The sequence below is a fragment of the Corynebacterium sp. MSK074 genome, assembly GCF_030229735.1.
Taxonomy (GTDB): domain Bacteria; phylum Actinomycetota; class Actinomycetes; order Mycobacteriales; family Mycobacteriaceae; genus Corynebacterium.
In genome coordinates this window covers 315738-338676 of record NZ_JASPIX010000001.1, presented here as the reverse complement: position 1 = coordinate 338676, position 22939 = coordinate 315738, and the positions used below count along the sequence as shown (strand labels likewise).

General features: G+C 57.5%; 19 protein-coding genes. 9 read left to right on the top strand and 10 right to left on the bottom strand.

Features of this window, described 5'->3' with window-relative positions; translation table 11 throughout:
* Positions 1-108: 108 nt before the first annotated feature.
* The gene (gene aspS, locus QP965_RS01590; RefSeq protein ID WP_284843906.1) at positions 109-1941 is read right to left on the bottom strand and encodes an aspartate--tRNA ligase; all 1833 of its coding nucleotides are present in this window, start codon (positions 1939-1941) and stop codon (positions 109-111) included.
* Positions 1942-2186: 245 nt separating this feature from the next.
* On the opposite strand from aspS, the gene ypfJ reads away from it, so the two are divergent.
* The 7 genes from ypfJ to QP965_RS01555 all read left to right on the top strand — a co-directional run bounded on the left by ypfJ (position 2187) and on the right by QP965_RS01555 (position 9779).
* Positions 2187-3065 carry a KPN_02809 family neutral zinc metallopeptidase gene (gene ypfJ, locus QP965_RS01585; RefSeq protein ID WP_284769346.1) on the top strand — a complete coding sequence of 293 codons (879 nt, stop codon included), beginning with the start codon at positions 2187-2189 and terminating at the stop codon, positions 3063-3065.
* A gap of 240 nt (positions 3066-3305) precedes the next feature.
* A complete protein-coding gene (locus QP965_RS01580) occupies positions 3306-4892 on the top strand; it encodes an inorganic phosphate transporter (protein ID WP_284843950.1) in 1587 nt (528 codons plus the stop codon).
* A 144-nt stretch (positions 4893-5036) separates the two neighbouring features.
* Entirely contained in the window at positions 5037-5759 is a 723-nt protein-coding gene (locus QP965_RS01575) for a CBS domain-containing protein (protein ID WP_284843905.1), read from the top strand.
* Positions 5760-5835: 76 nt separating this feature from the next.
* Complete coding sequence (locus tag QP965_RS01570) at positions 5836-6948, top strand: LLM class flavin-dependent oxidoreductase (RefSeq protein WP_284843904.1); 1113 nt, start codon at positions 5836-5838, stop codon at positions 6946-6948.
* Positions 6949-6950: 2 nt separating this feature from the next.
* Entirely contained in the window at positions 6951-7610 is a 660-nt protein-coding gene (locus QP965_RS01565; RefSeq protein ID WP_284843903.1) for an FMN reductase, read from the top strand.
* A gap of 173 nt (positions 7611-7783) precedes the next feature.
* Positions 7784-9193, top strand: coding sequence for an L-serine ammonia-lyase (locus QP965_RS01560; protein ID WP_284814202.1), 1410 nt, complete (start codon positions 7784-7786; stop codon positions 9191-9193).
* Positions 9194-9203: 10 nt separating this feature from the next.
* The gene (locus QP965_RS01555) at positions 9204-9779 is read left to right on the top strand and encodes a TetR/AcrR family transcriptional regulator (protein ID WP_284843902.1); all 576 of its coding nucleotides are present in this window, start codon (positions 9204-9206) and stop codon (positions 9777-9779) included.
* Positions 9780-9805: 26 nt separating this feature from the next.
* On the opposite strand, the gene hisS is transcribed toward QP965_RS01555, so the two are convergent.
* The 3 genes from hisS to tpx form a co-directional block, all read right to left on the bottom strand.
* Positions 9806-11095: a histidine--tRNA ligase gene (gene hisS, locus QP965_RS01550; protein ID WP_284843901.1), complete on the bottom strand. Its 1290-nt coding sequence runs from the start codon at positions 11093-11095 to the stop codon at positions 9806-9808.
* Positions 11096-11100: 5 nt separating this feature from the next.
* The gene (locus tag QP965_RS01545) at positions 11101-11736 is read right to left on the bottom strand and encodes an MBL fold metallo-hydrolase (RefSeq protein ID WP_284843900.1); all 636 of its coding nucleotides are present in this window, start codon (positions 11734-11736) and stop codon (positions 11101-11103) included.
* Between the two features lie 83 nt (positions 11737-11819).
* A complete protein-coding gene (gene tpx, locus QP965_RS01540) occupies positions 11820-12317 on the bottom strand; it encodes a thiol peroxidase (protein ID WP_284843899.1) in 498 nt (165 codons plus the stop codon).
* Positions 12318-12460: 143 nt separating this feature from the next.
* On the opposite strand from tpx, the gene QP965_RS01535 reads away from it, so the two are divergent.
* Both QP965_RS01535 and QP965_RS01530 read left to right on the top strand, forming a co-directional pair.
* Positions 12461-13321, top strand: coding sequence for a peptidylprolyl isomerase (locus tag QP965_RS01535; protein ID WP_284843898.1), 861 nt, complete (start codon positions 12461-12463; stop codon positions 13319-13321).
* A gap of 356 nt (positions 13322-13677) precedes the next feature.
* Positions 13678-14022, top strand: a complete 345-nt coding sequence (locus QP965_RS01530) for a hypothetical protein (RefSeq protein WP_284843897.1) — start codon at positions 13678-13680, stop codon at positions 14020-14022.
* 130 nt (positions 14023-14152) lie between these two features.
* Here the strand turns inward: QP965_RS01530 and QP965_RS01525 are convergent, their stop codons facing one another.
* The 6 genes from QP965_RS01525 to secF all read right to left on the bottom strand — a co-directional run bounded on the left by QP965_RS01525 (position 14153) and on the right by secF (position 22938).
* The gene (locus QP965_RS01525; RefSeq protein ID WP_239277624.1) at positions 14153-14725 is read right to left on the bottom strand and encodes a DUF421 domain-containing protein; all 573 of its coding nucleotides are present in this window, start codon (positions 14723-14725) and stop codon (positions 14153-14155) included.
* 97 nt (positions 14726-14822) lie between these two features.
* Entirely contained in the window at positions 14823-16895 is a 2073-nt protein-coding gene (locus QP965_RS01520; RefSeq protein WP_284843896.1) for a bifunctional metallophosphatase/5'-nucleotidase, read from the bottom strand.
* Between the two features lie 187 nt (positions 16896-17082).
* The gene (locus QP965_RS01515; RefSeq protein ID WP_250410623.1) at positions 17083-19371 is read right to left on the bottom strand and encodes a RelA/SpoT family protein; all 2289 of its coding nucleotides are present in this window, start codon (positions 19369-19371) and stop codon (positions 17083-17085) included.
* An 86-nt stretch (positions 19372-19457) separates the two neighbouring features.
* Positions 19458-20003 (bottom strand): adenine phosphoribosyltransferase, encoded by a 546-nt coding sequence (locus tag QP965_RS01510; RefSeq protein ID WP_284843895.1) that lies wholly within the window; start codon positions 20001-20003, stop codon positions 19458-19460.
* Between the two features lie 53 nt (positions 20004-20056).
* Positions 20057-21724, bottom strand: a complete 1668-nt coding sequence (locus QP965_RS01505) for an ABC transporter substrate-binding protein (protein WP_284843894.1) — start codon at positions 21722-21724, stop codon at positions 20057-20059.
* Positions 21725-21777: 53 nt separating this feature from the next.
* Positions 21778-22938, bottom strand: a complete 1161-nt coding sequence (secF, locus tag QP965_RS01500; RefSeq protein WP_284843893.1) for a protein translocase subunit SecF — start codon at positions 22936-22938, stop codon at positions 21778-21780.
* Between the last annotated feature and the right edge of the window lies 1 nt (position 22939).

The window sequence follows — 22939 nt, the reverse complement described above, 5'->3', positions numbered from 1 at the left end:
GCCCCCTCACACCAAAGCGGGGTCACAAGTTCGCCCGCAGCGAAATTGCCGCGGACTACGATGTGCCCCGCACGGTGCGCCTGAAAGGCCGAGGTTTAAGCTCCCGGTCTACTTCTCCTCAGCGGTTTCTTCCGTAGTGGAACCGGCCTTGTCCTGTTCCTTCTTCTTTTCCGGCTTGTAGTCTACGCCGGTCTCCTTACGCTGTGCGGCAGGGATTGCCGCCGGGGCGTCGGTAAGCGGATCCACGCCGCCGCCCGACTTCGGGAACGCAATGACGTCGCGGATGGAGTCGAAGCCGCCCAACAGGGAGACGATGCGGTCCCAGCCGAAGGCGATGCCGCCGTGTGGTGGGGCGCCGTACTGGAAAGCATCGAGCAGGAAGCCGAACTTCTCCTGAGCCTCCTCGTCACCGATTCCCATGACGTCGAAGACGCGCTTTTGCACGTCCTGCTGGTGGATACGGATGGAGCCGCCGCCAATCTCGTTGCCGTTGCAGACAATGTCATAGGCGTACGCCAGCGCCTCGCCCGGGTTCTGGTCAAAGTTGTCCAGGTACTCCGGCTTCGGGGAGGTAAAGGCGTGGTGAACCGCGGTCCACTTGGAGTGGCCCAGCGCGACGTCACCAGAAGCGGTCGCATCAGCGGAAGGCTCAAAGAGCGGAGCGTCTACAACCCAGGTAAAGGCCCAGTCGCCTTCCTTAATAAGGTCCAGCTTCTTTGCAATCTCGCCACGTGCAGCGCCCAACAGGGCGCGGGAAGACTTGGTGTCACCGGCGGCAAAGAAGATAGCGTCGCCCGGCTTAGCGCCGACGTGCTCTGCAATGCCCTCGCGCTCGGCGTCGGTAATGTTCTTAGCTACCGGACCGCCCAAGGTGCCGTCCTCGCCCACGGTGATGTAGGCGAGACCCTTGGCTCCACGCTGCTTTGCCCACTCCTGCCAAGCATCGAACTGACGGCGTGGCTGGGAGGCGCCGCCTTCCATGACCACGGCGCCGACGTATTCGTTCTGGAAGACGCGGAAAGTGGTGTCCTTGAAGAACTCGGTGCACTCTACAATCTTGATGTCGAAGCGCAGGTCCGGTTTATCGGAACCGTAGTACTTCATCGCATCGGCATAGGTCATGCGCGGGATTGGAGTCTTGATCTCGTAGCCGATGAGCTTCCACAGCTCGGTGACAATCTCTTCCGCCAAGGCGATGACATCGTCCTGGTCTACGAAGGACATCTCCACGTCCAACTGGGTAAATTCCGGCTGGCGGTCAGCGCGGAAGTCCTCATCGCGGTAGCAACGCGCGATTTGGTAGTAGCGCTCCATGCCGGAGACCATGAGCAGCTGCTTGAAAAGCTGCGGGGACTGCGGCAGTGCATACCAGGTGCCTGGCTTCAAACGCGCTGGTACCAGGAAGTCGCGTGCACCCTCCGGGGTGGAACGGGTCAAGGTTGGAGTCTCGATCTCAGCAAAGTCATGAGAATCCAGCACCTTGCGGGCCGCGCGGTTGGCAGCAGAACGAAGGCGCAGTGCCTTTGCCTGGCGCTCGCGGCGCAGGTCCAGGTAGCGGTACTTCAGACGAGTCTCCTCGCCTACCTCACCCGAGGTAGAAGGATCATCAATCTGGAATGGCAGCGCTGCGGACTTATTCAGAACCTCAAGATCCGCGACATTAACCTCAATCTCACCGGACGGCAGGTTGGGGTTTTCCGAGCCTTCTGGGCGAGGCTCCACGGTACCGGTGACCTTAACGCAGTATTCGGAACGCAGGTCGTGGGCGCGCTCCGCCACGTCAGATTCACGGAAGACAACCTGGGCAATGCCGGAGCGATCGCGCAGGTCAATGAAGATCACACCACCGTGATCGCGGCGGCGGGAAACCCAACCGGTTAGGGTGACGGTCTCTCCTGCGAGTTCTTTGCGGAGCTCACCTGCTAAGTGGGTACGCAGCACTGTTGTTCAATCCCTTCTGAAAATTGTGTCACTTGCGGGTCCCGCCACGCGTAAACAGCGCGCGCCAAACCAAGCACAAGACTAGGAACGCGCACAATTCTACATCCCTACCAGTACGCGGAGCGCAGTTAGGTGGACGCAAGCTAATCCCGAAGGTCGCAGAAGAACCACCGTTTCCCCTCCTTCAGCCTCTTTGCAACAATCTTCATCCTGTGTATGAGGGGACCATGTGGCACTATTTAGGCATGACTTTTAGATCAGGTGCCGATTTCGGCGGCAAGGAAGCGCGTTCGGGTGGCGGCGGCGGTGGCATCGCCATTGGCGGTGGCATCGGCTCGATTGTTCTCGTAGGCCTCTTCCTCCTCATGGGCGGCAACCCCTCAGACTTGGGCGCAATTCTGGGCAGCGAGCAGACCCAATCCGACGGCGCTGCACAGGGCGAAAGCCCCGAATGTGAAACTGCAGAAGATGGCAACACCAAGGATGAATGCCTTGTAGAGTTCACCGGTCGCAGCGTGGATAACGTCTGGTCAAAGGTCTTGCCGGAACAGGCAGATATCCAATACACCGAGCCGGAGCGCGTGGTCTTCCACGGCGGCGTTAATACCGGTTGTGGCGCGGCCTCTTCCTCTACTGGACCTTTCTACTGCCCGCGCGATGAGTCCGCTTATTTCGACACCGCATTCTTTGATTCCCTGCGCAACTTCGGCGCGGATAATGCCCCTTTGGCCCGCATGTACATCGTGGCGCACGAGTTCGGCCACCACATTCAAAACCTTGAGGGCACCCTCGGCCTGTCGGACTATAACGACCCAGGCGCCGATTCCAACGCGGTGAAGATCGAGCTCCAGGCTGACTGCTACGCAGGCCTGTGGGCTTCCTACGCCGACAAGGGCGATAACCCCTTGCTCGAGCCAATTACTAAGGAACAGGTCTCAGACGCGGTCGCGGCCGCCCAGGCGGTGGGCGATGACAATATCCAGCGCCGCTCCGGCGGCCAGGTCCAGCCCGACTCCTGGACGCATGGTTCCTCCGAGCAGCGTGAGAAGGCATTCCTTGCCGGATATAACTCTGGCAAAATGTCCCAGTGCGACACCCTGGAGCGCGGCGCCTACCGCGGCTAATACTGACAACGTGGCCGTCACCTAAAGCGGCGGCCATTATGTACGCAAATAGCCACATTGCTTTCACGAACTCCACATCTAGAGTTCACTTTCCCGACACCTAGAGCCTTTAGTCTAAGCGTGCATTCTCTACATAAGAATTTCCTTTGAGAATCCTTTTCGCCACGCTGACAAGCGCGGCCATACCCCTCGTGCACGCTTGACTGAAAGGTTCTTTCTGTGTCTACCCCTACCACCCAGATGACGGACATTGAGGCCGTCAATGGCAAGGGAAACGACTGGATTTGGCACGCCATCTTTGGCGGCCTTACCGCCGTTACCCTCATCGGTTTTATGATCTGGGGCCACGACTACGTCGATGGCTCTAAGCCCATTCTCCTTGGCACCGCCATTCTCTTCGCTCTTTTCATGGCCTTCAATATTGGTGGCAATGACGTCGCCAATTCCTTCGGTACCTCCGTAGGCGCCGGAACGCTATCCATGAAGCAGGCCCTCGTTGTCGCCGCCATCTTCGAGGTCTCCGGTGCCATCCTCGCCGGCGGCGAGGTCACCGATACTGTGCGTTCCGGCATCGTCGACCTTGACGCCATTGATGGGCTAGACCCCATGGAGTTCGTCTACATCATGATGGCGTCCCTTTTGGGTGCGGCCATCTGGCTTCTTGTTGCCACCCGTATGGGTTGGCCAGTGTCTACCACCCACTCCATCGTCGGCGGCATCGTCGGCGCCGCGCTCACCGTTGGCTTCGTCACCGGCAAGGGCGGCTTGGACATGGTGCAGTGGGGTGGGATTGGCACTATTGCCATCTCGTGGGTGCTCTCCCCTGTCCTCGGCGGTCTCGCCGCGTTCATCCTGTTCAAATGGATTAAGACCTCAATCTTGGTCTACAACGAAGAAGCGGACCAAAAACTGCGCGACATCAAGACCCGTCGCGCGGAGCTGCGCCAGGAGCACAAGACTCGCTTTGCTCGCCTCAATGAGATCCAGCAGATTAGCTACACCAACGCCATGGCTCGGGACGCCGCCTTGGTGGCGGAAGAAGACTTCGATCCGGATCAGCTGGAATCTGAGTACTACCGCGATCTGTATAACCTCAACAAGGACATGGATGATGTCAAGGCTCACCGCGCCCTGGAGAGCTGGGTACCGGTGCTAGCCGCCATTGGTGCCATCATCATTTCCGCCATGGTGATGTTCAAGGGTCTCAAGCACACTGGACTCGATTTCAGCGTTCTTCAGAACCTGTTGGTCATGGGCATGGTCGGCGCAGTGGTGTGGATGGCCGTCTTCATTTTCGCTCGCTCGCTGAAGAAGAAGTCGCTGGCTAAGTCCACCTTCCTTCTCTTTTCTTGGATGCAGGTATTTACCGCTTCTGCCTTCGCCTTCTCCCACGGTTCCAACGACATTGCCAATGCCATTGGCCCCTTCGCTGCGGTTATTGACGTCCTCAAGACCGACCAAGTCAGCGATGAGGCTGCCGTGCCGGTTGCCGTCATGATTGCCATGGGTGTCGCCCTGATTTCTGGCTTGTGGTTCATCGGCCGCTTCGTGATTCAGACCGTGGGCTCAGGCCTTACCCAAATGCACCCCTCCTCCGGCTTTGCTGCTGAGCTTGCCGCCGCCGCTGTGGTGATGGGTTCATCGATCTTGGGCCTGCCGGTTTCTTCCACCCACATCCTCATCGGTGCCGTGCTGGGCGTAGGCATTGTCAACAAGGCAGCTAATTGGAACCTGATGAAGCCTATCGCTTTGGCGTGGGTCATCACCCTGCCCGCCGCGGCAGTCATCGCTGCTATTACCGTGTCTGTGCTGCGCGTAGTCTTCTAGGGGTAGCTCAGCGCCGCATATCCTAGGCACCCCATTGCATCCGCTAGCCCCATCGGCCATCGAGCCGGGGTTAGCGGACTTTCCATTGGGTGGCTTGGACTAACACCCTGCTTGGCGACGCCCCCCTTCTCTACACTGGCCCATATGACCGCGCACCGAGCTACTGCATTCCTGGCCGCATTCAACGACATAGAACAACACTTGCGCTCGGCTCTCAACGCTGAGAACTCAGATTCCTTTTGGTGGATAGTAGATAAGGCACGAGATAAACACATGCTTTCTGGCAAGCAAGCCGAGGCACTGAAAGATTTTTGTAACCTTCGCAATGCCATTGCCCACGGGCGTTACTACAAATCGGAGCCCATCGCTGAACCGCACGAAGCAGTGGTCAAGCAAATCTCCGCCCTCCGAGACATAGTGGTTTCCCCACCCGACGCACTCCACGTTTTGCAGCCACAAAAGGTATTTACCTTGACATCTGCCACATCAATCATGGAGGCATTTAACGTCATAAAGGATAAGGACTTCTCCCAAATCCCCATCTATGATGAGGGCCGCTTCACCGCTTTGCTAACCACCAACACTATCGCTCGATGGGTAGCCAGAGACCTCAGCGATAATCACGTGCTCGATGCCGCGGACATCGCGGACATTGTGGAATACAAAGAACCCAGTGATCGCGCTATCTTTCTTGCCCGCACAGTAAGCGTGCAGGAAACGGTGGACGCCCTTTCAGAAACCGACAACCAAGGACATCACCCATGCGCCGCGGTCATCACGGAACACGGCAAGGTCACTGAGAAACCCCTGCGCCTCGTTGCACCGGCCGATCTACCGGCGCTTTTTGATGCCCTAGAATGGGAATAATTCTCCCGCAGTCGGCTTCTCCGGCGTTCGGCGACGCGTCTATCTTTACTCCTGTGCACCGCATAGAAAGGCAACCATGCAATTCGGTATCTTCAGTATTGGGGATTTGACCACTGACCCCATCTCAGGAAAGACCCCCACTGAGGCTGAGCGCATCCGCAACTTGACGGAGATTGCATTGAAAGCCGAAGAGGTTGGCCTTGATGTCTTTGCTACCGGCGAACACCACAACCCACCTTTCGTGCCGTCCTCTCCTACAACGCACTTGGCCTATATCGCGGCGCAAACAAAACGCTTGCAGCTATCTACTGCGACCACGCTCATTACTACCAATGACCCGGTGAAGATCGCAGAGGACTATGCATTTTTGCAGCACCTTGCTGACGGCCGCGTAGACCTCATGCTCGGCCGCGGAAATACCGGCCCGGTCTATCCCTGGTTTGGCAAAGACATCCAGCAAGGCATTCCTTTGGCTATTGAGAACTATCACCTGCTGCGCAGGCTGTGGCGTGAGCCAGTTGTTAATTGGCAAGGAAAGTTCCGCGCGGGATTAGAAGGGTTTACCGCTACTCCGGCACCGCTGGATGGAATTCCGCCCTTTGTCTGGCACGGCTCCATTCGTTCGCCGCAAATCGCTGAACAAGCCGCATACTACGGCGATGGCTTCTTCCACAACAATATCTTCTGGAATAAGGAACACACCGCCCAGATGGTAGACCTCTACCGCCGTCGCTTTGAAAGCTATGGCCATGGCCAAGCGGACCAAGCAATCGTCGGACTTGGCGGCCAAGTCTTCATTGGCGAAACCGAACAAGAAGCTAAAGACTTCTTCCGCCCCTACTTCGACAACGCCCCAGTCTATGGCCACGGGCCAAGCCTCGAGGACTTCACGGCGCAGACTCCACTGACCGTCGGCACCGTAGAACAAGTAATTGAAAAGACCCTCAGCTTCGCTGACTGGGCCGGTGACTACCAGCGCCAGCTATTCCTCATCGATCATGCCGGACTGCCCCAAGAGGTAGTTCTCCAGCAGATAGAAATTCTCGGCACGCAGGTTGTTCCCGAGCTGCGACGCCGCTTTGCGCAGCGCCGCCCGAGCCACGTGCCTTCTGACCCGCCGACGCACGCAAGCTTGCTCTCTGCGCCTCATCCTTCACACCTTCAGGTCAGCCCAGGAAAGGAGAACTAGTTATGCGCTCCCTCCTCGTTATCTCAGCTGGTCTTTCGCAGCCGTCATCCTCTCGCAGGCTGGCGGACATGCTCGCTGAAGCCACCCGCGCCAAAATCTCCGCGCGCGGTGAAGGAGTCCACATCGACGTCATTGAGGTCCGCGATCTCGCTTTCGAACTAGCTACCGCCATGACCGATCAGACTGCGCACACACCGCTTTTGGCTAGAGCCAAGCAGCAAGTTGCCGATGCCGATGGACTCATTGCCGTCACCCCTGTATTCCAAGGCAGCTATTCGGGTCTTTTCAAGATGTTCTTTGACACCTTGCAGCCCTATGCACTTGATAACCTACCCACCATCATTGCAGCTACGGCTGGTTCTTCGCGCCATGCCCTCATTTTGGACTACGCGCTCCGCCCGCTATTTAACCTACTCCACGCCAACATCGTGCCAACTGGCGTATTCCAGGCCACAGAAGACTTAGGCACTCCGGAAGGAGAGCGCATTGCCGCCCGAATTGAGCGCTCTGCCATCCAGCTGGCTGACCAGATAGTTGCCCCGCTGGACAGGGTGCCTGGAATTGCCGGCGATCCCACCGGGCTGGGAGGCCGCTCCACCATCCGGCTAGCAAAGGAGAACTTCATTCCCCTAGACAAGCTCCTGAATGGGTATGGCAGCTAAGCCAAAACGCGAGCAGTGCTACGCATAGACGGCGATTGATAGAAGGTGTGACTTTCGCTACCCTGGTCACATAAAATCTGCCTCTACTCTTCGGTTTCGGCTGTGACCGCAATAGCGGCACAGCACATGCGCCCAACAGCTATCCCTTCAGAAAGGTTCGGCACAGCTTAACTATGACAATTAGCGTCACGGACATCTTCTCCATCGGCATTGGCCCTTCTTCTTCGCACACCGTCGGCCCCATGCGCGCGGCTAAGCAATTCCTCGATTCACTAGAGAAACACCCAGCTAAGGTCTATACGGAGTTGCGCGGATCGCTTTCCGCCACCGGCCGGGGCCACGCTTCCGATCGCGCCGTCATCCTTGGGCTCGCCGGGTGGGATCCGCTGAGCGTGCCTATCGACGCCGAGCCCCACGCGGGCGGCTTTATCCCCAGCGAAGGAACCATATCTGGTCCCCGCGGCACGGTGGATTATGAGATCGTCTTTGATAATGAACCGCTGCCCCAGCACCCGAATGGCATGATTTTTAGCGCCTGGGATGACAACGGCAACCTCCTCGCAGAAAAGGAAGAATACTTCTCTGTCGGCGGCGGTTTTATCCTCTCCCGCGCCGAGCTCGATGCGGAAGTCGCCGAAAGCAATGAGGTTCCTGCCGGCGTAGCCGCCGCCCAGGTAGATGACTCCGTTCCCTATAAGTTCACCACGGGCGAACAATTGCTCAACCTCTGCGAGGCTCATGACAAAGCAATTTGGGAGATCGTACTTGCCAACGAGGAAGCCTTGCACCGCGATGAAGGCGGAGCGGAATACGTTCTGCGCCACCTTGATTTAGTCTGGGACATCATGCGTGAATGCGTAACCGAGGGTATTTCCACCAAGGGGCTTCTTCCAGGTGGCCTGCGTGTGGCACGCCGTGCCCCGAAGATGTATGCACAGTTGCTAGAAAACCAGGACGACACCAGCTGCGGTTTCTCCGCCATGGAGTGGGTTAACCTGTACGCCCTAGCGGTTAATGAGCAAAACGCTGCCGGTGGCCGCGTCATTACTGCACCTACCAACGGCGCGTGCGGCATCATTCCAGCAGTTCTGCACTATGCGCGCGATTTCCGCGCAGACTTCACCCGTTCCACAGCTCGGCGCTACCTATTGACCGCCGGTGCCATCGGCATGATTATCAAGGAAAACGCGTCCATCTCCGGAGCCGAGGTTGGCTGCCAAGGCGAGGTGGGGTCCGCCTCCGCTATGGCCGCCGCAGGCATGGCTGAGCTGCTGGGTGCAGCCCCGGCGCAGGTGGAAAACGCCGCGGAGATTGCTTTGGAGCATAATTTGGGCCTTACCTGCGACCCAGTGGGCGGATTGGTGCAAATTCCGTGTATTGAGCGCAATGCCATCGGCGCGGTAAAGTCCATCAACGCCGCGCGCATGGCCAAAATGGGCGAAGGCACTCACCACGTGACCTTGGATAATGCGGTACAAACCATGGCTGAAACCGGCCGCGATATGCTCTCCAAGTACAAGGAGACCTCCCTGGGCGGATTGGCCAAGACCATGGGCTTTAGCGTTTCGCAGGTGGAGTGCTAAAAAGGACTCCATGCGCGCAGATGCCCTTCATCGCCGTACCGCTATTATTGCCGCGGCGTGCCAGCTCTTTCGTACCCACGGCGATGATGTCGCTTTGGAAAAGGTGGCTACGCAGGCTGGCGTAAGCGTGGCTACGGTCTACCGCAACTTCCCCAACCGCGCGAGCCTTATCCGCGCGTGCGCGGAATATATGGGTAATGCCTTTGCCAAGTTTCAACAGCGCCTCATCGCGGACTTTGAAAACTCTACGCATTCTGGAGAAGACTACGTCCGCACTTACGCCACCCATATCCTGACAATGGGACTAAACACGCTCATTCCTGCGTTCGTCCCTCAGGATTTGGACTCTCTTAGCCCTGAGTTAATCGCCCAGCGCGACCTCCTGGAGCGCAACGGCCGACGGTTTATTGAGCTGGGCCAAAAGCAAGGCGACATTGGCCCCGGCGTCACCCACCTCGAATTCATTGTGGGACTGTTGAGCCTGGCACGACCCCGCGAGGTTGATATCGAGGCCTACCAGCCGGATATTCAGGAAAAAATCATTGATCTCTTTTTGGCGGGCATAAAAAGTGGGCACCGCGCCTAAGCGCGATGCCCACCGACCAAAGAAATTTAGGCTTCGCCGTTCATTTCCCGAGCAAGTACGGACACTAGGTCCGAAACCTTTACGTCGTGCTGCTCATGGGCGGCAAGGTCCTTGAGCGCAACCGTGCCATTTTCTAGCTCCTGCTCGCCCAAGACCAGCGCGAAGCGTGCACCGGCGCGGTCGGCGCCCTTCATCGCGCCCTTCAGGCCACGGTCTCCAAAGGACATATCCGCAGAGATTCCAGCCTTGCGGAGGTCATTAATCAGGGTGGTCATGGTGCGCTTGGCGGCCATACCCAGTGCAACGCCAAAGACGTCCACGCGGGACTCCACACCATCGAGGATGATGCCCTCAGCCTCCAGCGCCAGCAGGGCACGGTCGACTCCCAGACCGTAGCCGATACCAGATAGGTCTTGGCCGCCTAACTGAGCCATCAGTCCGTCGTAGCGGCCACCGCCGCCGATGCCGGACTGCGCGCCGAGTCCGTCATGAACGAACTCGAAGCAGGTCTTGGTGTAGTAGTCCAAGCCGCGGACCATACGGGGATTAATCTCGTAGGCTACGCCCATATCGTCCAGCATGCCGGTAACGGTTTCGAAGTGCTCGCGGCATTCGTCATTGAGGTGGTCGAGCATCAAGGGGGCGTCGGCAAGCTGCTCCTGGATCTCCGGGCGCTTGTCATCCAGCACACGCAAAGGGTTAATCTCTGCACGGTGGCGGGTCTCTTCATCCAAGTCGAGCTTAAAGAGGAATTCCTGCAGCTTCTCGCGGTAAGCTGGGCGGCAGTTGCGATCGCCCAAGCTGGTGAGCTCGAGGCGGAAGCCGCTAAGCCCCAGCGCGCGGAAGGAACGATCCGCCAAAGCGATGACCTCGGCGTCAAGCGCAGGATCGTCCACGCCAATAGCTTCTACACCGACCTGCTGTAGCTGCCGGTAGCGGCCAGCCTGGGGGCGCTCATAGCGGAAGAACGGACCAAAATAGTTGAGCTTCACGGGCAGCTGGCCGCGGTCCAGGTTGTGCTCAATGACCGAGCGCATCACGCCAGCGGTACCCTCTGGGCGCAAAGTAACGGAACGGTCGCCGCGATCAGCAAAGGTGTACATCTCCTTAGACACCACGTCGGTGGACTCGCCCACGCCACGGGCGAAAAGCGCGGTGTCTTCGAAAATGGGCAGCTCAATGTGCTGGAAGCCGGAGAGATGTGCCTGCTCCACCATGGTCTGGCGCACCTTATAGAATGCGGCCGACTGCGGTGGGAAATAGTCTGGGACACCTTTGGGGGCGGACAGGGCTTGGAACTGCTTCTTTTTACTCACGGGTATTACAGTACCTCCCTCAATGTTGCGAAGAAGGGATTGGTCGCCCTCTCCTTACGCATCGTGGTGGTAGGCCCGTGGCCGGGCAGAATGTCAAGGTTATCGGGCAGACTCCACACTGGGCCAGCAAGCGACTTCTGCATGGCATTGGGGTCCGAGTGAGGTAAGTCGGTGCGTCCAATGGCCCCGGCGAAGAGCACATCACCGGTGAGGGCAAAGTCCTCGGCGACGATCATCACGCAGCCCGGCGAATGCCCAGGCGCGTGTTTGAGAGCAAAGGTATGACCAAGAAGTTCCAGGGTTTCGCCATCATGGAGCTCGCGAAGGTCATCGATGGGGGTCATATGGGCGGCGTCGAAAAGCTCCTGGGCCTGGGGCGACACTCCTTCGCCGCTATCGAGCATAAACCTGTCAGCAGGGTGGATATAAACAGGGATGTCGAGCTTTTCTGCCAAAGACCCGGCGTCCCGGGTGTGGTCAATATGGCCGTGGGTGAGCACGATAGCCTCATAGTCCAAGTCATGCTCGAGGACTTTTTCCATCGCATCCATGCCGGGATCCACGATGAAGGCGCGGCGGCCTTCCGCAATCACATAAGTATTGGTCTGAAACGGACCGGCAGTAAAACCGAAGATTTCCATACCCACTACCCTAGCTGTCTCCATAAAAAGGAGCCGGCCTCCCCCATCTTCTTGATGAGCAGAGGCCGGCAGCACCGAACGGCTTAACGCAAAATGTCCCACACCTTGTCATAATCAAGCTGGGTAACAACGCCCGGTACCATTTGAGTGTGGATGACCTTGTGGTCTTCATCAGCCACCAGCACGGAGCGGGCAAGCAGGCCTTCCAGGACGGAATCGCGCACGGTCACACCGAACTTCTCACCAAAGTCAGAGCGAAATGCGGAGGCGGCGATGACATCATCAATGCCATCAGCTGCGCAAAAACGCTTGAGAGTAAAAGGCAAATCAAGAGAAACGGAAAGAAGCTTAGTGTTGCCTAGATGCGCCACCTGCTCATGGAAGCGGCGCAGCTGTTCTTGGCAGGCAGGGGTTTCAATAGAGGGCAAGATGGAAATAATAAGGCGCGTTCCCGCAAAAGTCTCATTGGTAATCTGACGCAGGTCGGTACCGATGAGTTCAAATTCGGGCAGCGGATCTCCCACTGCGGGAAGTTCACCAACGGTGGGCGTTGGCGGATCGATAAAATCTGGTTCAACCACAGATGCCGGCGTACTTATGATTTGGCCTAAAAGCTATTAACTTGCTCTATTTTCCATGCCAACGCTTTCTCAGCTGTAGGGAACCGCTAAACTCGGTCAGGTTGAATCATGCCACCGAAAATCGCTAGAAAGGTTGACTCCCGGTGCCAAATAATCAAAAACGCGGCGAAGAGGCGCTGAGCAAGCTCGAGCGCGAGCTAAAATCCCGCGAACGCAAGCAAAAGGCACGTCCGCTAGGCGTTGTTGCCGCCTCCCTCGTAGTAATCCTCGCCCTCGTCGGCGGCATCTACTTCTTGTCTACCCGCGAAGGCGACGATGAAAACGTACAGGCTGAGGAATCTTCCGCAGCTGAGACCTCGCAAGAAACGCCACAGGCGCAACCCATCGCTGACAAGCGCGCCAAGGCCCTGCCAGATACCGTGACCTGTAAGTATGAGGACAACGGTCAAGAGTCCAACGGCGCGAAGAAGCCGAACGGCAAGGATATTTCCACCAAGGGCACCGTCACCGTTTCCTTTGAGACCAATCAGGGCACCATTGAGATGGAAATGGACCGCGCCAAGGCGCCGTGTACCACCAATGCTATTTCTGAGCTGGCCAAGTCGGGCTACTACGACGACACCGTTTGCCACCGTATGACCTCAAGCGGGATCAACGTACTGCAGTGCGGCGACCCAACCGGTTCCGGTTCCGGCGGACCTGGCTTCAGCTTTGGCGATGAGTACCCCACCGACGAGGTGGATGAGAAGGACGCTCAGAACCCCGTTGTCTACCCGCGCGGTTCCGTCGCCATGGCCAACAGCGGCCCAGACACCAATGGTTCCCAGTTCTTCCTCAACTACGACGATTCTGAGCTGGCCCCGAGCTACACCTACTTCGCCACCATCACCGACAAGGGCATGAAGACGATGGATAAGATTGCCAAGAACGGCGTCGAAGGCGGCCAACCAGATGGCAAGCCCGCTAAGGAAGTCAAGATTAAGAAGGCAACCGTCAAGGCTTAAGCGGCAGAAAAGCCCTGCTTGGCGACGCCCCCTCTTAGCCCCACCGCACCATCCCCCCTAACGGGGGCGGGCACAAAGCCCCGGCCATTCACCACACACTCCGTGAATGAATGCGCCGGGGCTTCTCCTTTCCTTAAATTAAGCTGAGCCCGATTATGCGGGTTAAGCTGCAGAAACACGAGAACACTAAAATCCCCCCAGATCACAACAGTCACAGCAGTAAACACACAGCACACAGCGGACTTTCAGCTAGTTCAGCCAGTGAACAAAAACCTGCCAATACTGTTGCGGAAGGCTGTCAGCCTGTCTATTATTTGAAACGTCTTTGAACACACCAAGCTTGTTAGGAATCAAAAATGAAGCTTTTCTCCCGCAAGGCACTCGTTGCTGGCGCAACCGCTCTGTCCGTAGCTTTCGCAGGCACCACCGTTGCTAACGCTGAGGACACCACCTCCGACCTGTCCTCCAAGATCACCAACTCCGTCGAGGGCCTGTCTTCTTCCTCTGACAACGACTACGCAGCTGAAAAGTCCGACGACTCCAAGACTGACGACTCCAAGAAGGAAGATAACCGCACCTCCAAGGAGAAGGCTGACGACATCAAGGCTTGGATCGGCGTCTTCACCGCTATTATCGGCGCTCTGGGCACCCTGTTCGCATTCGCAAACAAGTACTTCGACCTGCCTTTCGGCACCAAGTAAGGTCACCGCTTCATAGCGATTCTTAAGCCGCTGCTTTCCTTAGTGGAAGGCGGCGGCTTTTTCGTGTGCTCTTGGGCAAAGGGAGCTCAGGGATGCTCTCTACGTTTCTTGCCAAGCTTTGGCGTGTGTCCTAAGCGTCTTTAGCGTCTTCGATGTATTCAGACCCCACGAGGTCCTTGAAAAGCTCCGGGTCGATGGCTTGACCGACCTTGATGACGGAGATATGGCCTGTAGGCTCAAGGATCATTATCTGTACGTCTTCCATGCGGCTAATGCCGGCCCTACGCGCCGCCGAGTAGATATCCGATTCAGTGATATGGGCCAGCGTCAGGTTATCTTCAACCATCTCGCCGCTAAAGACTAAGAGGATGGGACGACGGTCTAAAAAGCGCGTCCACTTCACTACCTTGCGAATGGTACCGAAAGCAGCTTCAAGCGCCATCAGCGTGGTCAGGCCGATGACACCGGCGGCTAGGGTCGGTGGATTGCCCACGATGACACGACCTGCAACCGCGCCAAACATAATAATGATGATGGCATCTGAGGCCGTCATGGACGTAAGTACCCGAGAGCCAAATACCTTCACCAAAACCATGAAGGATAGGTAGATACCCAAAGTAGCCAGCACGACAACGGGAATACGGTGCCATTCAATACCCAGCTGATAAGTAATTTCGCGCAGGAAGAGTTCTAGAGTATCCACGACTGCTAAGGTTACCCGGCAGCCGCGACACATACAGAAAAGGCGGAGCGTCACTCCCCCGTTCAGGAAGAGCCGCTCCGCCAAGTGCTGTGCTGTCTTAGACGTGGAACTGCTTGCGCAGGTCCTCAATCATCTTGCGAGCTGGGGCAGGAAGAATCTGCGGGTTCATGCCCACAACCGCAACGCCAGCTACCAGCGCTGCAACGATGGCGAATACTGCGCCGCCCACGGAAGAGCCGTTGGAGGACAAGGAAGAGCCCTTTGGCGCAGGCTTAGCTCCCGGCTCTTCGGAGCCCTCGCCGCTTACCTCGAGTGGCAAAGTTGCCTTAGTGCCGGCGTCCGTGGTGATTTCCAGGTTCTGGGTACCGCTCAGGTTCTCCGGAACGGTGAGCTTTACCGTTGCGCGACCACGCTCACCAAATTGCGCATCGCCTTCCTGTGCGGCGTTGTCGATATCTACGGTCTGCTCAGCGTCACCCAGCTTCACCGTTGCCTTCTTCGCCATCGGCTCACCGTCGGTGGAGTAATTGAGGCTGGACAGGTTCACCGTGATTTCCTCACCCGGCTTCACGTCCCCCTCAATGTGTGCACCGATCTGGCCCTGGCCCGTGCGGACCTCCGATTCACCCGACTTGATGTAGTCGATCATGGCCTGAGTGTCCATGTAGCCCACATCGTTCTTGTCCTTGATGGCACCAGCGTTGAAGTAGCCGTCGCCGCCTGCTTCTTCATCACTGGAAGCAAGGAAGGATGACAGCGCAATGGAGTAATCCTTCTTTGGATCGATTTGCTCGCCGTTGATGGTCACAGACTTTACGCGCTCGCCCTTGTCAGCCTTCTGGTCGTAGACCACCTGGACGTTATTGGAAAGACCCATGGCCAGGCGTGGACGGCTTCCCTCCTGCCACTGGTTTTCCAATGCCTTGATGAAATCTTCACCAGAAATCTTGGCGGTAATCACGGAGTTGCCAAAAGGCTGTACTTCAAAGATGTCCTTGTAGGTAACATCTCCGCCCTTTAGGTCGGCACGTACACCGCCGGCGTTCATAACACCGATTTCGATATCCTTGCCTACCTGCTCGCTCATGGCATAGCGTTGACCTTCTGCGATGAAGTTATTGAGGGTGGATTCTACGCCACGGTTGGAGCCTGCCTCTGCACCTTCGTCAGAGCCACGGAACAGGTCATGCTCCACATTGCCAGCGGTCTTAGCACCTTCAACCTCGGCTTCCTTCTGTGCCTTCTCAACGACGGCCGCGATCTCGGCGTCCGGCCCAACAGCGGCAGCATCCGTAGCATCGTACTGGCTAAGCTTGATGTCGGTTACCTTCTTGGCGGACTTGTCAAAGGTGATGTCGACGTCGTTAAGCAGCTTGCCATACTCATGCCCCTGCGACCACTGCAATGGAAGGGCACCTTCGCGGGGGATTTCGCCCTTGGTGCGCTGGTGGGTATCGCCGCCGAAGAGCACGTCTACGTCTTTATTGAAGCCCTCGGCATATTCTTGGGCATCCTCGTGGAAGAGCGCGATGACGACGTCCGCCTCGCCAGATTCCTTCAAGCGGGTGGCCTCTTCATTCGTTGCCTTTACTGGGTCTGTGAAGGTAACGCCCGGGATCTTCGCCGCGGATACCTTGTACTTGGTGTTCTCCGTTACGGTGCCAACGTAGCCCACCTTGACGCCGTCGACGTCTTCCACGTGAGAAGGCTCGAGCAAGGGTTGACCATCCTTAAGCACGTTTGCGCCCAGGATGGGGTACGTAGAGTTCGGCTGAATGCGCTCGGTGAGATCCTCGGTGCCCTTATCGAACTCGTGGTTACCCACTGCTGACACCTTCATGCCCATCTTGTTAAGGGCCTCGAGGGTGTACTTGTCATCAGAAATTGCAGATACGAAGGCGGAGCCACCCACGTTATCGCCCGAGGAGGTCAGGTTGAATTCCTGACCCTCATTTACCTGTTTAATGAGGGTCTGCAGACGAGCTACGCCGATCTCATCACCGGCCTTGGCTGGGTCACCAATCTTGTCTTCCAAGTGACCGTGAATATCGGTGATATTGGTGACGGAGATGGTGGTCTTGTTTTCCTGTGCCACCGCCTGCGCGCCGGAGAGAGCAACAGCGGAAACGGTAGTGGCGGCCACAAGCTGGCCGATGCGACGGAACTGCATTGAAGTACTCCTAGATAGTAGAAAGCGACAGGATAATTTATATCGCTTCGCTAACTACTTGGCAGGAGAAATTAAGCCCGCTTGCTGGAGTTTTACCTTGCAGCAGTCAAGAATTCACATACAAGTAACCTCCCCGATGCCTTTGCGTTGCTTGCCCCGCCCCTCCTTGAGGGTGGGGCACAGCGTCTTAGGCGGTTACTCGGTAAACGTCAAAGACGCCTTCGGTATTGCGCAGTGTGGTCATCAGGGTTCCCAATTGCTTGGTGTCCGAAACGGAGAATGTGAACCGTACCGTCGCGATATGGTCATCGCCGCGATTCGAGTTCATGGTCAAAACGTTGATGTTCTGATCGCTCATTACCCGAGTGAGCTCCGAAAGGAGGCCCTGACGGTCGAGGGCTTCCAATTGCAGCGTCGCCGAGAAAGCGCCCGTTGCAGAGGTACCAGAAGACCAGGCCACCTCCAACATGCGCTCTGGTTCTGCCTTGAGCTTTTCCGCGTTTGTGCAATCGGCTCGGTGCACGGAGACTCCCCCGCCGCGGGTAACGAAGCCGAAAATGGCATCGCCCGGCACGGGCTGGCAGCACTTGGCGAGCTTTGCCATCACATCGGGGCTACCTTCCACCAAGATGCCTGTGCCCGATGCCGAGTCTTCGGTGTGTTGGGCACGGGAGTGCTCAATTTCAGACAGTGGCGTGCGCGAGGCCAGGGTGTCGATGGCATCATCTTGGTCGCCGAACATGGCGACCAATTGGTTGGCCACGTGTTGAGCAGATACGTGGCCCGCGCCGATGGCGGTGTACAGCGAATCGACATCGGTATAGTGCAGCTGTTCCGCTACCTGCTTCATGGAGCTGGCAGTAAACAGGCGGTGCATAGGCAGGCCGCCGCGCTGGACTTCGGTGGCCAGGGCATCGCGGCCTGCTTCCAAGTGTTCTTCGCGGCGTTCCTTGGCAAACCACTGCCGCACCTTTGTCTTAGCTCGAGCAGACACAAGGAAGTCTTGCCAATCGCGGGACGGACCGGCGTTGGGATCCTTGGAGGTAAAGATTTCCACCTTGTCGCCGGACTTTAGCTTCGATTCGAGCGCGACGAGCTTGCCATTGACCTTGGCACCGATACACCTGTGCCCCACCTCAGTATGTACTGCGTAGGCAAAGTCCACCGGTGTAGAACCGGCAGGAAGGTTCACCACATCGCCCTTCGGGGTAAAGGCGAAGATTTGCTTGGCGGTCAGGTCGTAGCGAAGCGAGTCGAGGAACTCATTGGGATCGGCGGCTTCCTTCTGCCAGTCCAGAAGTTGGCGCATCCACGCCATCTGGTCCACTTCTTCCTGGTGACCCGAGTTCTTGCCCTTGGTTTCTTTGTAGCGCCAGTGAGCAGCCACACCGAATTCGGCGTTGTAGTGCATCTCGTGGGTACGTACCTGGACTTCCAAGGTAGCGCCGCCATTTGCCAGCACCGTGGTATGCAGGGACTGATACACGCCGAATCGCGGCGAGGAAATATAGTCCTTGAAGCGCCCCGGCAATGCCTGGTAGATCGAGTGCACCACACCGATAGCGGCATAACAGCTATTGACGTCCTCGACCAAGATGCGGATACCTACAAGGTCGAAGATCTCCGCAAAGTCACGGCCGCGCACGATCATCTTTTGATAGATGGACCAGTAGTGCTTTGGACGGCCCATGACCTCGGCTTCAATACCGTTTTCCTTCAGCGCCCCGCTGACCTGGCTAATGATCTCTTTCAGCGCGCGATCGCGCGAGGGGGCACGATCTGCCACCATCCGTACGATCTCGTCGTACTTCTTCGGATACAAGATGGCAAAGGACAGGTCTTCCAACTCCCACTTCACGCTGGCCATGCCTAGGCGGTGAGCTAGCGGCGCGATAACCTCTAGGGTCTGCCGCGCCTTCTTAGCCTGCTTTTCGGGCGGGAGGAACCGCATGGTACGCATATTGTGCAGGCGGTCGCTGACCTTGATGACCAGGACTCGAGGGTCGGTGGCCATGGCGACAATCATTTTACGAATGGTCTCGGCCTCTGCGGCCGAGCCCAGTGCCACCTTGTCCAGCTTGGTCACGCCATCGACCAAGCGAGCCACCTCCGGACCGAAATCTCGGGTGAGGTCCTCTAGTGAGTAGTCCGTATCCTCCACGGTGTCGTGCAGCAGTGCTGCAACGATGGTGGTGGTGTCCATACCGATCTCCGCTGCGATCGTCGCCACGGCGAGCGGGTGGGTGATATACGGTTCTCCGGATTTGCGAAAGACCCCCTCATGGAGCCGCTCCGCGGTGTCATAGGCGCGATTGAGCAGATCAGCATCGGCCTTGGGGTGAAACTTGCGGTGGATGGACATCAACGGGTCCAGCACCGGATTCACCTTCACTCGGCCGCCGGTGAGCGAACGAGCTAGGCGAGCCGACATACTGCGCATTCCGCCGCCGGACTGGCGCTTTACGGGTTTGTCCATGGCCAAATCTACCGCCCTTCACAGTGTCATGAGCCTTGTGGCCTCATGTCCAACTAGATCGTGCGATCCAGCTTAGACATCCCATCTTAGTCTGTGGCATTCAACACAATGAGCGGTGGGCCGGATAAACGCTCACGACCGTTGAGACCCTTGACCTCCAGCACCACCACATTGCCAGCTACTTCGGCACCTGCGGACTCAAGCAAAAGCTTGGCGCCGTGGAGGGTGCCACCGGTCGCCAGGACGTCGTCGACAAGCACTACGCGTTTGCCCTTGATGTCAACGCCGCTGGCTGGAATCTCCAGCGCCGCGGAGCCATACTCCAGCTCATATTCCTCGGTATATACCGGTGGGGGAAGCTTGCCCTTCTTGCGGATGGCCAAGATACCCAGGCCCATCTTGTAGGCGACAGCCGAGCCGAGGAGAAATCCACGGGCGTCTAGGCCGCCAATCATATCTGCGCCCAATTCCTCGCAGGCGGCAGCCAAGCCGTCCACTACGGTGCGAAATGCCTCTGGGTCCGCCAAGACTGGGGTGAGGTCCTCAAAGAGGATGCCCTCCTCTGGGAAGTCTTGAACGAGGCGAACCTTATCCTTGAGTGCCTGTGCTGCTGATTCGTAGTGCAAGCTCATAATCTTCCTTGAGAAATTTTTGCGAGAGGTCGTTAACGGCCGCTGTGTGCAGCCTAGTTCTTTTCAGCTGGGGCGGTGCTGTGCCAGCGGTCCATATTCCAACCGATGCCCGAGACGCCAGTGTACGGCAGGACACCTTCCACGTCGCGGCGGACGAGGAAAACGCGCGGCTGCGCGGAGAGCGGAATGGAAGGTACATCCTTCCACAGAGCCTCTTCTGTCTTCTTCAGCTCCGCAGAGTTCTTCATACTGGACTCCACCGTGGAATACTCCGTCTGAGGATCGACTGGACCGAGGAAGGCATCAACGGTAGGCGCCCAGGTTTCCGGATCCATTTCCAAGTAATGCTGGGACATGAACTCCGCAGACGCATCCTCGATGGTGATACCAGCCGGCTCACAGGATGCACGAAGTTGTTCCACCATGGCGGCGTAGCGTTTGTCTGGCCCTAAATAGCCGACCTTGATGGTCGTACCGTTGAGGTCGCCGGCCTTGGCTAAATCGGTGCCTTGGTGTTGCTTGCCCACCTTGTCTAGACCGCCGGCAACCGGGTTGGTCGCGGAAACGGTACGCAGGTAAGCCGGTGGCACCTCCACACCAGAGGCCGCTGAGCTTGCTTGCGCAACCGCCTGCTGATCGACGCAAGCAGCAAAGCTCTCGCGCGCCCACGGCTCCGCGAATACTCCGGCTTCAGATAGCGTGAGCGTATCGGTTAACTCGCCAACCATTGGAGTGGCCTCGTAGGGGGACTCCCCTGCCTCATCCTTCGTGCTGTCCAGCCAGTCAGGGTTTTGACTTGCGGCATCCACTACGCGCAACGCACCTTTATCTGCAAGCTTCTGAGCATCAGCATCCGAAGGCCAGACCACAACATGATCCTCGGCTGGGGCGTCTCCGAAGTACTTTTCGTTTGCTTTGAGAATAATCTCCCCTTCGTCGCCTACCTTGTCAATGACATAAGGTCCAAAGGAGACCTGCAGCTCGGAATCTAGTTGATCCTTGGCCACGGAAAAGCCATAGCGCCATTCCTTAGCAACCGGCGCAAGCGCCTGCATGTCTTCGACCGTGAGTGCCGCGTTGAGTTCGGCAATGCTCAACCCGGACTTTTTGGCCAGCGCATGGGCCGGCATGACCGTGCCGGCGCCAAACATGTGGCGCCAGCGCTGCCCCTGATCCTTGTTAAAGGTCAAGGTGAACGTTTTGCTTTGGGGCTCACAGCTAAAATCTGCGATGTCATTCATCAACGGCATATGGGAGGCAAATTCAGCTGGATGAGTACCGGCCACATACGCCAAAAAGTAGTCATCACAGGTAACGGGAGTGCCATCGGAGAATACGGCGTCCTCCTCTAAAGTGAGCTGGACGCTGCGCTGGTCACTGCCGGCAACGGGCGGAAGTTCCTCGGTCTCAACTAGATCCGCATTGGGAATTAATTCGCCAGAGGGACCGGGCACAAAAAGACCCGGATAGAGCCGCGTAGACAACAAACCGGCGGAGGTAGCGTCACCAAAGGAGGTGCCAGCATTAGTGGTGGCCAGGCGGGAATTTACTTGGTAGCCAAAGTATCCATAGGATTCTGGCTCCTGGGGAGCACTAGACGTGTCCTCTTCGCCGTCCTGCCCGCTACAGGCAGAAGCAGCTAGAGCTAGAGCTGAAACGCACGAGGCAATGGCCTTCCTTCCCCAGTGACGTTCGCTAGAACTGCTCTTTGATTTAAGCACCGTTATTTGCCCTCACTTCAGGTACAATTCCGCCAAAATCTTACTACCGGAGGTTACCGGCCCGGGCGCCAGGTTGCGCCAGGTTGCCCAGTGGACTCGGACGGATCATCTTCGATCTCAGCCGGGGTGGTCTTTGCACTCACTGGTGAGACCACGGTGCGGCCGGAGGATGCTGCGCCAGATTCTGCCGCGGCGTTCTCGTCCTTGCCAGCGCGGTAGTCCGCGACCCGCTTGTTGTGACGCTTGATCTTCTTGGACATGTTGGCGAGGGTCACGACCAGCGGCGTAGCGAAGAAGATGGAGGAGAAAATGCCCTCGACCACGCCGATGAGCTGAATGAGCGCCAGATCGCGGAGGGTACCGATACCCATGAGCCATACGGCCACCACGAAGAGCGCGATGATAGGCAGCGCGGAAATAACCGAGGTAGAAATCGAGCGCATGACCGTCTGGTTGATAGCCAAGTTTGTCAGCTCAGCATAGGTCTTCTTGCGCTGGCCTTCGAGGCCTTCCGTATTCTCGTTGATCTTGTCAAAGACGATGACCGAGTCATACATGGAGAAGGTCAAGACGGTAAGCAGACCAATAATGACGGCCGGGGAAACTTCGAAGCCAAAGAGGGCGTAAATACCGGCGATGATCACGCCGTCTGCAATCAGCGCGATGATGGCGGCAAAAGCCATGTTCTTCTGCAAGCGAATGGCCACGTAGACGGTCGCAGCCACCAAGAAGACCAGCATGGCAATGAGCATGCGCTGGGTAATAGAAGAACCCCAGGATTCGGATACTGTGGACGAGCCAATGGCATCCGGGGTGGCCTTGCCGTTTTCATCCTTCGGCTGGAAGTTGTCATAGATAGCCGCGCGGGCCGCATTCACGTCCTCTTGGCTCAAGCGCTCAGAAACGATTTCCAAGGTCTCGGAATCGCCAGCGCCCACAATGTGAACCTGCTCGGGTTCTACACCGGTGGAGTCTTCGAAGACCTGGCTTACCTCATCTTCCTTGAGGTCGCCTGCCGGCATCGACAACGTGGTGCCGCCTTCGAAGTCAATCGAGAGCGAGAAACCACGAATGAGGATTGCGGCCACTGCGGCCACGATCAACGCGGCGGTGATGCCGTACCACAGCTTGGTGCGACCGATGAAGTCATAACCGCGCTCGTCCTCGTAGAGGCGGTCCATCCGGGAAATCTTGTGCTTAGTCGAAACAGCCATG